Annotated in this window: 6 protein-coding genes; all 6 read left to right on the top strand. The window is 40.1% G+C overall.

Annotation, left to right across the window (positions count from 1 at the left end):
* The first annotated feature begins 42 nt into the window (after positions 1 to 42).
* The 6 genes from FLJC2902T_RS09155 to FLJC2902T_RS09180 all read left to right on the top strand — a co-directional run bounded on the left by FLJC2902T_RS09155 (position 43) and on the right by FLJC2902T_RS09180 (position 12,122).
* Positions 43 to 828 (top strand): NYN domain-containing protein, encoded by a 786-nt coding sequence (locus tag FLJC2902T_RS09155; protein WP_023579509.1) that lies wholly within the window; start codon positions 43 to 45, stop codon positions 826 to 828.
* Between the two features lie 286 nt (positions 829 to 1,114).
* On the top strand, positions 1,115 to 2,458 hold the full coding sequence (gene purB, locus FLJC2902T_RS09160) for an adenylosuccinate lyase (RefSeq protein ID WP_023579510.1): 1,344 nt from the start codon (positions 1,115 to 1,117) through the stop codon (positions 2,456 to 2,458).
* Between the two features lie 9 nt (positions 2,459 to 2,467).
* Complete coding sequence (locus tag FLJC2902T_RS09165; RefSeq protein WP_035677997.1) at positions 2,468 to 3,217, top strand: hypothetical protein; 750 nt, start codon at positions 2,468 to 2,470, stop codon at positions 3,215 to 3,217.
* Positions 3,218 to 3,733: 516 nt separating this feature from the next.
* The gene (locus FLJC2902T_RS15840; protein WP_023579513.1) at positions 3,734 to 4,267 is read left to right on the top strand and encodes a YybH family protein; all 534 of its coding nucleotides are present in this window, start codon (positions 3,734 to 3,736) and stop codon (positions 4,265 to 4,267) included.
* 142 nt (positions 4,268 to 4,409) lie between these two features.
* A complete protein-coding gene (locus FLJC2902T_RS09175) occupies positions 4,410 to 6,650 on the top strand; it encodes a cation:proton antiporter domain-containing protein (RefSeq protein WP_023579514.1) in 2,241 nt (746 codons plus the stop codon).
* Positions 6,651 to 7,280: 630 nt separating this feature from the next.
* Positions 7,281 to 12,122 carry a PKD-like domain-containing protein gene (locus tag FLJC2902T_RS09180; RefSeq protein WP_023579515.1) on the top strand — a complete coding sequence of 1,614 codons (4,842 nt, stop codon included), beginning with the start codon at positions 7,281 to 7,283 and terminating at the stop codon, positions 12,120 to 12,122.
* The last annotated feature ends 198 nt before the right edge of the window (positions 12,123 to 12,320 follow it).

The following is a 12,320-nucleotide window of genomic DNA, read 5'->3' on the forward strand; positions in this document are numbered from 1 at the left end:
CCAGACGTTAACTGCAATTATAAAAACAAAAAAAAACTATTTATGGATACAACCAAATTTAATATAGCCGTCCTGATAGACGGAGACAATGCTCAAGCAAAATTAATTAAAGAAATTCTTGAAGAAGTCTCAAAATATGGAAAAGCTACCATTCGAAGAATATACGGTGACTGGACAATTCCGCAGATGAATAGCTGGAAAGAATTAATAAATCAGTATTCCATTAATCCGATTCAAAAATTCTCTTATACCACAGGAAAAAATTCAACCGATAGTTCGTTGATAATTGACGCCATGGACATACTTCACAGTAATAATATTGACGGATTTTGTATTGTTTCCAGCGATAGTGACTACACAGGGCTTGCAAAACGAATCAGAGAGGAAGGCCTTTTTGTAATGGGAATAGGGCAAAGAAAAACGCCTGTTGCATTTGTTCAGTCCTGTGAAATTTTTACATTTTGTGAAAATCTAATCCCGGAAGCCTTACCTCTTGTCACAGAACAAATTGAAAAAGAGCTACCTAAAAAAACTATAAAACCTTCCGCTAAGGATGAAACAAAGCAGAGCAGTAAACATATATCCAAAAAAGAAAAGGTAGAATCTTATTTAAGCATAATTGATAAGGCTTTCGAAATTTCAATTAACGAGGAGGACGAAGCTTACATTGCCCATGTTGGTTCTTCCTTAAGAAAAATAGACCCCAGTTTTGACCCCAGAACTTATGGTTTTAAAAATCTGACCAAACTTTTTGAGAGTATTGAAAAATACACCGTAGTAAAAAATGTTGTAAACGGATTAAATCACCCTTTGGTTAAATTAAAATAGCCAAAACTGACAACGTTTTTACAAAGTTAATTTTAATACATCCGATAGCTATCAGGATCAGAACTTCTTTTTTATGTATTTCGCATTTCCTTAAAAAAGATCTTCAATTATATCAAATTTGGCAGGAAGACAGCACAGTACACTTTTTTTATTTATTCTATTCTTACAAATCACGAACTTATAACTTTACATTTTTTCACTTGTAACCCGTAACTTTTGCCTTTTGCCTTTTGCCTTCTGCCTTAAAAAATTTACCTTTGCCCTTTCTTAAAAACAACACACAGACATGCAATTAACCGAATTGAACGCTATTTCGCCAATTGATGGCCGTTACAGAAATAAAACCGTTTCCTTATCCCAATATTTTTCCGAAGAAGCCTTAATCCGTTACCGTGTTTTAGTGGAAGTGGAGTATTTCATTGCCCTTTGCGAATTGCCTTTACCGCAACTTTCGGGTGTTGATAAAAACCTGTATCCGGAATTACGTAAAATGTATGAGAACTTCTCTACAGAAGACGCGCTTTGGATTAAAGAAACCGAAAAAACCACCAATCACGATGTAAAAGCAGTGGAATATTTCATCAAGGCGGCTTTTGATAAATTAGGATTGCAACAATACAAAGAGTTCATCCACTTCGGATTGACGTCTCAGGATATTAACAATACAGCGATTCCGCTTTCTACCAAAGAAGCGTTTGAAAAAGTATACATGCCGGGCTTAATCAGCGTGGTTTCCAAACTGAAAGAATTAAGCATTGAGTGGAAGGATGTACCAATGTTGGCCCGCACCCACGGACAACCGGCTTCCCCTACCCGTTTAGGAAAAGAAATCCAGGTTTTTGTGGAGCGTTTGGAAGAACAAATGCGTTTGTTGTTCAACGTACCGTTTGCCGCTAAATTTGGTGGCGCAACTGGAAACTACAACGCACATGTAGTTGCATATCCGAACAACGACTGGAAAAAATTCGGAAATGAATTCGTGGAAGACATCTTAGGATTACACCACTCTTTCCCTACCACACAAATTGAACATTACGACCATTTTGCAGCGTTTTTCGACGCTTTGAAACGTATCAATACCATCTTAATCGATTTGGACCGTGATATCTGGACGTATGTTTCGATGGAATATTTCAAACAGAAAATCAAAGCCGGAGAAATCGGATCTTCCGCGATGCCACATAAAGTAAACCCGATTGATTTTGAAAATTCGGAAGGGAACTTAGGTATTGCCAACGCGATTTTCGAACATTTAGCCGCAAAATTACCAGTATCAAGATTACAGCGTGATTTAACTGACAGTACGGTTTTACGTAACATCGGCGTACCGATGGGACACACCATCATCGCTTTTGAAGCTACTTTGAAAGGATTGAATAAATTGCTTTTAAACGAAGACAAATTCGCCGAAGATCTGGAAAGAAACTGGGCGGTGGTTGCCGAAGCGATTCAGACTATTTTACGTCGTGAAGCCTATCCAAATCCATACGAAGCACTAAAAGAATTAACAAGAACCAACACGGTAATCAACAAGGAAGCGATTCATAATTTCATCGGTACCTTAAACGTTTCGGATGATATCAAAGCCGAGTTGATGAAGATTACACCTAGTAATTATTTGGGGATTTAATCATAGAAAATGAAATTATTTACAAACCTACTCATTGCATTACTTTTCTGTTTTTCAAATCAGGATGTTTTTTCTCAAAACTATGCTAATATGCTTCAAGGCTCATGGGTAGTCTTCAAGACGTCAATGAAAAATGACACTTTTGATAAAAACATTAATAACAGTTATTTGAAATTTACCTTTAAAGGAAATAATTTACATATAAATAACGATCCAACGATTGAAGATTTACAAGCTCCTGTTCTTTTTACAATGAAAGGCAAACTTGCTAAGACCAGTAGAGTTTCAGAATCGGGATATATGATTGAGAAAATAAGCAAAGATTCTCTAATTCTTTCAGATTCATTTAATAGTGGTGCAAAACGATATTTTTTCATTAATAATGAAATACTTAAAAATGAAAGTCTGAAAAAAAATGATGGGAAAGAAATCTTAATCACTACCAAATATCATACACCTGTTCAAAGAAAAAGTATCTCTAACCATGTATTTGACAAAATAAAAAATGGCATGGATGGTGATTTTTATATAGAAGGAACTATTAAATTAAATCTCGAAGAGAAAAAAGTAGAAACAATAATCCTTTCTGATGATTTGGAAAACAAAAAAAAGCTTGCAAAAATAACAGAACTGATTAATAAAACATATGATTTTTGGGATGTAAGTGGATTTGAAAAATTTAAAATCATCGAATTACCTTTTCAACTAATTGGAACCAAAAATGAAATGATAAGAGGAGTAAGAATTGCTTTTTTCTAAACCTCCATCATCTAAAATCCGCAATCAAAACATTGCGGATTTTTTTTTACTCCGTTTGCAAACACCTGATAGGTTTTCGAAACCTGTCAGGTCTTTCAATTATAAATAATTCCAAGCCGCAAGTGGCTTTTACAATTACAAATCCGCAATCAAAACATTGCGGATTTTTTTACTCCGTTTGCAAACACCTGACAGGTTTCGAAAACCTATCAGGTGTTTCATAACTCAACGTATTAAAACACGCTACATAACGTATTAAATAGGGTTTCCGAAGTATTAAAACACGCTACCCGTCGTGGTAAAAGGGGCTGTAGACGTGACGAAATACATTCATCAATGTAACAAGTAAAGTTTTAAACGAAGTAAATAACCATTTCAATCTGAAAAATCATTTTAACGAGAATTTTATATCGTTCAAAGAAAAAAAACAACTCGCAAAATAAAAGAGGTTACCTTTATTCTCCCGCTAACTAATTATTAGTCAACAAAAAGACAACAACCTAAAACCTAAAAATCATGTTGAGAAAAAATTTACTTTTACTCTACCTTCTTTTACTTGCAACGCTTGTAATTATTATCGGATGTGATAAAATGAAGGATAAAGCCAAGGAAGATATTGCTCCGGAAGTAGCTGCCTTCAACCCCGAATCGGTCCGCCCTGCCATTGAAGAGAAAAACGCGGTCTTTGCAAAAGCCATGGTAAGTGGCGACACCACAGCATTGGTAAGTCACTATACGGATGACGGGCGAATATTGCCTCCAAATGGTGAAGCTGTTGTCGGAAAAAGTGAAATCGCAAAACTATTTTCCGGATATGCCAAAATGAAAATGGCCGAATTTAAAGTTGAAACAGTTCTTTTGTACGGTAACGAAGACAACTTAATCGAAGAGGGCAAATTTTTCATCGGTGATGGAAAAGGCAATACAATCGACAAGGGAAAATACATTTGTATTTGGAGAAAAGTCGGAGAAGAATGGAAATGCTATACCGATATCTGGAACAGCAATATACCCCTTCCTCCGCCACCACCTCCTGCGGTAAAAAAATAAAACCCCCTTCTATATGAAAGGTTAATTTTTACATAAAAACAATCAAAAAAGCCCGAATTCAATCTTAAAACTTGAGAATTTGGGCTTTTTTTACTATTTTACGCCTTCATACATTTTCAACAGTCATAACCTCTACACGCCCATGCTTTTAACTATTACTGCACCATCAGTTACATCACAACTACAGCCCTTAATCAGTGATTTGGGTTTAATCCTTTTGACTGCCGGGATTGCGGTATTTCTGTTTAAAAAAATAAAGCAACCGTTAGTATTAGGGTACCTGATTGCCGGTTTTCTGGCCGGAAATAATTTCGACTTCTTTCCAACGGTAAAAGACACCCACAGCGTAGAGATTTGGGCACAGATAGGCGTAATTTTTTTACTTTTCAGTTTAGGGCTGGAATTCAGTTTCAAAAAGCTGGTTAAAGTGGGCGGTACCGCCTCCATAACTGCAATTACACAAATTGTCCTCATGGTGACCTTGGGCTTCATTGCCGGACAACTGATGGGTTGGGAAAAAATGGACTGTCTTTTTCTAGGGGTAATTATATCTATTTCGTCCACAACAATAATAATCAGAGCCTTTGATGAATTGGGCGTTAAGGCGCAGAAATTTGCCGGAAATGTAATCGGAGCGCTTATCGTTCAGGATATTTTAGCCATTTTAATGATGGTGTTATTGTCTACCGTTGCCGTAAGTCAGCAGTTCTCCGGAAGCGAATTATTCTATTCCCTTTTAAAGCTCATTTTCTTCCTGACAATATGGTTTGTGGGCGGTATTTTCTTTATTCCTACACTACTTAAATATACCAAACACCTACTAACCGACGAAATGCTCCTTATTCTTTCGATTGCCCTTTGTCTGGTCATGGTAATTTTAGCGGACAACGTTGGTTTTTCACCCGCCTTAGGGGCTTTCATTATGGGTTCTATCATTGCAGAAACCACTCAGGCCGAGCATATTGAGCATTTAATAAAACCAGTAAAAGATTTATTTGGAGCTGTTTTCTTCGTATCTGTCGGCATGATGATTAATCCGGGAACCGTCGCAGATCATGCCATTCCTGTAGCTGTCTTAACCTTGGTAGTAATATTCGGGCAATCAATCAGTTCTACGATTGGTTCTTTATTATCGGGGCAGCCCCTGAAACAGTCAGTTCAAACCGGCATGAGTTTGTCACAAATTGGGGAATTCTCCTTTATCATTGCAACACTTGGGATGTCTCTGAAAGTAACGAGTGATTTCCTGTATCCGACCATAGTAGCAGTATCAGCAATCACCGCATTTACAACACCTTATATGGTAAAACTAGGAACTCCCACGGCTCTTTTCCTCGAAAAAAAATTACCAAGAAAATGGGTTAAGGCTATAGACAATTACAGCGCCAATGCCGAAGCTATTAAAACGGTCAGTACCTGGCAGATTGTTATGCGTTCCTTCTTGTTTCAGATTATTTTTCACTCCATCATAATAATCGGAATCATTGCACTTTCAACCCGCTATATTTTGCCTTTAGTCGAGGGTTCAAAATTTGGCCATGCTGTTGCGGCGTTAATTACGCTAATCATTGTATCTCCTTTTCTTTGGGCACTTTCTTTACGAAAAATTGCTATCAATGAAGTAAGTAAATTATTTGAAAACCGAAAGCAGCGCGGACCAATAGTTGTATTGATTTTCTTTAGGATGATTCTTGGTTTGTTTTTTATCGGATTCATTTTGAATAACTTTTTTTCACCAGGCATCGCTTTTATCGCGCTGCTTGCAGCATTAACCATGTACTTTTTGTTTCCCAAACAATTACACGCCCGGTATTATCGCATAGAAAGTCATTTTTTAAGTAATCTCAACGACCGCGAAATTGCCAAGGAGAAAAAAAACCGTCGTGATTTAACACCATGGGACGGACACATGGCTACGTTTGACATTGCAGATGCTTCCAACATCGTAGGAAAAACACTCGAAGAACTCCAAATGAGGGAAAAAATAGGAATTAATATTGCGTTTATCAGGCGCGGTGAAATTACGATTAACGTTCCGAGCAGAAATGAACGTTTATTCCCTGGTGATGAAATATGTGTCATCGGAACCGACTTCCAAGTGAAAAAATTAAAAAAATATCTTGATCAGAATGAAATTGAAGCACCGGAATCCGTGGAAGAAAGCGACATAGTTTTACAACATCTGGAACTGAAGAATGAATCCTTCATCGGAAAAAGCATCCGTGAATCGCAAATACGGGAAAAAACAAGTGGCCTTGTCGTTGGAATAGAACGCGAAGGACGCCGTATGCTCAACCCCGATTCACATCTGATTTTAGAACAAGGTGATATTCTTTGGGTCGTGGGTGATAAAAAATTACTGGCCAGTCTGGCTAAAGGTTAAATCTCATCCTATCTTACATATTTATCCTTTCAGTTACTTTTAAATAAACTACTCTTTAGGTGATTTTAATCTCCTAAAAATGGGTGGGGCAACTTTCTTTATGGGAGTAATTTAAGGTACAAATCAGAAAAAAAATCCATAATCATCACAGACCAACTTCGGAATTGATAAATTGTACAGAATTTTCTGTATCCAAAAATAACTGTTTGTTATTATTTTGTGTATTACCGACTACCAATTATCAAAGAGCATTAAACAAATAATTTAAAAACATTTTTACATAACTTATTTATTTTCAACAAACTACAATTCACATCAATTAACACAAATAAAAAATTTAAGCGTTAAACAGCACATTTTTTAACTTCATAATTTCAGATCGATCTGACAACTGTTTTTTACATCGCACAATAGTTTTATACATTTGGATTAACACACTTTTAACGTTTTGGCTTTACTATTGTTAAAAGCACAGAATATCCATCATGAATATTCCGTAAAAAGCATGCATTTATGTAAGAAAAAAACACCTACTATAAAACTCGTGTTTTGTGATTAGTAGCGAACCCTTTTGATTCGGTGAATGCATAAAAAGGAATGTTCATTACCATTAAAACCTGAATTATAATTATGAAATTACGAAGTTTGAAAGTCAGAGGTACAAAAATACTGTGTACAGCAGTCTTTGCCTTTGCAGGAATACATGCTTTTGCGCAATCTCCGGGTGGGGTTTCCGCTAATTTAACTTTATGGTTAAAAGCCGACAATCCGGCAACAATAACCGGTAGTCCTGTACAGACATGGACAACCAGTGGCGGAAGTGCTGCAGGTTATAATGTTACTCAGGCGACTGCGGCAAACAGGCCTGCACTCATTAATGGGGCAACAAACTATACCAAGTATAATTACAACCCTAATATTAAGTTTACAACAACCTCGAATACCAAATTATTTAAAACCGGGGGTTCGCCAGATCTGTTGGGAAACAATGGTACTGCAATCATAGTTTCTACCCAAGAAGTTCCCAACGGGAGTGGTTTCACCTATTATTCCGGCACAACAGGACGCTATCAGTTAAAACCTAACTTCCGGTTTCAGACGGGTCTTTCAGGAACCGGTTATACTTTTGATTGGGGAGCACCAGCAGAATATTCAGCAACTTCCGCTTCCATTATTGCGAGTTACGGTTGCGCATCAAATGCCGTACTACGAAAAAATTCCGTACAGGCCTCAGCTCCTAACAATACAGCTCCTTTGTACAATCCTTCAGTTTCAACGGGCTTGTATCTCGGATCTAATAACGCTTCTGAATACAGTAACAGCGCCATTGCAGAAGTAATTCTGTTTAATGCCAAGCCAACCCTAGCCGAAATGGACAGAATCGAAAGTTACCTGGCCATCAAATACGGAATCACCCGAGGGGGAAATACCAATACTACGGGAACCTATAATTATGTAGCTTCCGACGGGTTCACCATCTTATGGAATAAGGCTTCCAATGCAGGATTCAACAATGATATCGCAGTTATAGGAAGGGATGACAACAGTGGTTTAACGCAAAAACAATCCATCAGTGTAAATAATGGGGAAGCGGTAACCATTGCCCTAGGTAATGTGGCCATCCCGACAGAAAACGCAACAAATACAAATACTTTCTCCAACAACCTCTCTTTTTTAGGATGGGGAAATAACGGATTAACCAAAGTATTCAACACCGCTGCAAGCAAGCCTACAGGAATATTGGAACGATTAAATCGAGTATGGAAAACTCAGGCAAGCAATTTCAGCCAGCAAACCACTTTCGGGTTCGAGAATTCTCAAATTACCGGATTGGGAACTGTAGCCACATTATGTTTATTATTCGATGACGACGGTGTTGATTTATCGAATGCTGTGGTAGTAGCTGCCTGTTCTGCCGTTAATACAGGAAGCCGAACTGAATTCAGAGGAATAAACATCCCTGCAGGGAAGCCTTATTTCACTCTGGCTCGAATGGCTACGCCTGCCATTATTACTAATAACGGTCCTATTTGTGAGGGAACCACATTGAATTTGACGGCAGAAACCATGACAACGGCAACTACGTATTCATGGACGGGACCTAACGGTTTTACTTCCACCGATCAAAATCCGACAATCCCTTCAGTTACTCCGGCTGCAAGTGGTACTTATTCTGTAACGATAACAACCCAAAGCTGTACTCCTACCGTTTTAAATACAACCGTCACAGTTAACCCGGGACCAACACCAACCTTTACCGCCGTGAGTGCTATTTGTTCAGGAGATACATTAGCGCCATTACCTACAACCTCGAATGAAGGTGTTACGGGAACATGGTCACCTGCTTTGGATAACACCACAACCACCACGTATACCTTTACTCCGAGTTCAGGACTGTGTTCCGGTGCTACTACGATGACTATCACTGTGAATCCGAATATAACCCCAACCTTTGCCGCAACAGCTCCTGTATGTTATGGAAATACGATAGCAGCATTGCCAACAATATCAAATGAAGGAATTACGGGAACATGGTCACCGGCTTTAGACAATACAACCACAACTACGTATACTTTTACGCCGGATGCAGGACAGTGTGCAACAACAAATACAATGATCGTTACAGTTAATGCGTTACCTGTAATCGGAGGAACTTTGTCTGTTTGCTCCGGATTGACTACTCAATTAACCGGAACGGGAACACCTGCCGCAACAGGTGCATGGTCCTCATCTGACACAGCAGTTGCAACCGTGGACAATTCAGGACTTGTAACAGGCGTATCATCCGGTACAAGCACAATTACATATACTGACAATAACGGATGTTTAACAACTGCTCTGGTAACCGTTAATGCGTTACCTACAATATCCGGAACGTTAACTGTCTGCATCGGAGAAACATCGCAATTGACAGGTTCGGACACTCCGGCCACATCAAATGCATGGACATCATCCGACATGACTATAGCTACGGTTGATGCCACGGGATTATTAACCGGGGTTGCTGCGGGAACTACTGTCATTACCTACACCAACAATAACGGTTGTTCCATAACTGCTTCGGCAGATGTTTTAGCAACTCCTACGGCTACCATATCCGTTTCGGGAGCATCAACAATCTGTACAGGAACCGCCACCGATATTACCATCACCGGAAATCCGGATGCAACGGTTAATTATACGGTTAACGGCACTTCTTCCAGTGTTGTTTTACCGGCATCGGGTTCGGTAACTTTCTCAACCGGTAACCTATCAGCAGATACAACCTATCAATTGGTCGATGTTACCTCTGTTTCAGGATGTACGGGAGTTTTATCCCAATCGGTTGTGGTAACTATCGCGGCCCAGCCTACAGCTTCAATTTCTGAATCTACCACGGTTTGCAGTGGGTCTTCCACTTCGTTAACGTTCTCGGGAACACCGGGGGCAACCGTGGAATATACCTTTAATGCTGGAGCTATTCAAACAGTAATTCTTGATGCTACGGGAACAGCGTCGGTAAATACGGGTAATCTAACAAGCGATGCAACGTACACACTGGTCAATGCAATTGCGGGAACTATACCGAATTGTGTTCAATCGTTAACCGATTCGGCAACCGTGGCAGTGGTACAGACACCAACGGTAACAGCCACACCGAATTCTCAATCATTGTGTTCCGGACAGTCAACCGGGATTCAATTGCAGGGAACGGTACCAAATACCACTTTTTCATGGACGTATACCCAGACAGGTGGTGTAACAGGAGCTTCTAACGACACAGGAAACATCATTTCACAGGTCCTTACCGCCGGAACCACAACGGGTACGGTAACCTATACAATAACTCCGTCCTCTTCAAGCAACTGTGCCGGAATTCCAATTACGGTAACCGTAACGGTAAACCCGGTTCCGGTGGTAAATCTTAACACGACATCACAATCCATTTGTACGGGAGAAACCACAAATATTATAATGAGCAGCGATGTTGCCGGTACAATCTTCAACTGGAATGTTGTTCAAAACGGTGGGGTGACCGGCGGAACAATGGGAACAGGAACAGCAATCAATGATGTGCTTACTACTTCCGGTACTTCTATCGGTCAGGCTACCTATACCATCACACCGATAAACAACGGTTGTCCTGGTACACCGAAAACGGTTACCGTGACGGTTTATCCGAGTCCTACTGTTATGGCCAGCCCGCAAACATCAACCTTGTGTTCGGGTGAAACCACCAATATTGTGTTGACCAGTAATGTCCCAGGGACAACTTACACATGGTTGGTCGCACAATCATCAGGTGTTTCCGGAGCTTTTTCCGACACAGGAAATAGTATCAATCAAACGCTGACAACTATTGGCATGGTACAGGGTACAGTTACATATACCATTACCCCGATGGTTAACGGCTGTGTAGGAACTTCTATTGACGTTACGGTAACGGTGAATCCAATACCGGAATTGTTCACCTCCGGAATGCCGCAACCTATCTGTAGTGGTGAGCCTTCCGGAATTCTGCTTACGCCATTTATTCCGGGTACGTCCATTGAATGGACGGTGGTTCAAAACGGTGTAAGCGGTGCTTCTGACGGAAGTGCTTCTGAAGCTACTCCGGGAGCGGGAATACCAATCAGTCAGATTTTAACAACAACCGGAAATACGCAAGGAACAGCGACATATACTGTCACACCGATCTATAACGGCTGTACAGGAACTCCGATAATAATTGTTGTTGAAGTGAATCCGTTGCCAAGCATTGACATTCAGGACGGTATTGTTTGTATCGATTCGGTAACCGGTTCTTTGATTTACGGTTATACGATGGATACGGAATTAAGCGATGCTGATTACGATTTCCAATGGTATTTCGGAAGTGATATGACTACAGTAATAGCTACCGGAAGTTCCTATGTGGCTACCGAAGCAGGACTGTACACCGTTTCGATCAGGAATGCCGTTACGGGTTGTGACGAGGTGTTTACGATTAACGTAACCGAATCCAATCCGGCGCAGAGCGCAACAGCGGTGGTTACGAATTACTTTGAGGACAGTCAGGCGATTACGGTGACTGTGGCAGGAACCGGTTCGTATCTGTACAGTTTGGACGGAGGTGCCTTCCAGACAAGTAATATTTTCCTTCATGTTTTACCGGGAGAACATACAGTAACGATTCAGGATGCTATCGGATGTACAGATATTGTTCTTACAGGCATTTTGACTATTGGTTATCCGCATTTCTTCACACCGAACGGCGACGGGCATAACGATACCTGGAACGTTTGGTCGTTGAGCGGCAATCAGCCAAATTCTGAGATTATGATTTTCGACCGTTACGGTAAACTGATCAAACAGATCGTACCGGCGGGATCAGGTTGGGACGGAACGTATAACGGACAGTTATTACCGTCTACGGATTACTGGTTCACGATTAAGTACATGGAGAACGGTGCGGAGAAACTGTTTAAAGCACACTTCTCGATGAAACGATAAACATCTGACAGATTACAATATAAAAAGCCATTCGTCATTGTAGACTGAACCCAAAAAGTTAGACACTATTTGGGGGCAGTCCATTGCGAGTGGTTTTTTTATGGATTAACCCTGCTAGGATACGTCAGCAACCCCTTTGACCACGTTTGGTAACGGGGCAGACCACGTTCGAAATACCGTTTACCACGTTATGGGACG

The organism is Flavobacterium limnosediminis JC2902 (assembly GCF_000498535.1).
Taxonomy (GTDB): Bacteria; Bacteroidota; Bacteroidia; order Flavobacteriales; family Flavobacteriaceae; genus Flavobacterium; species Flavobacterium limnosediminis.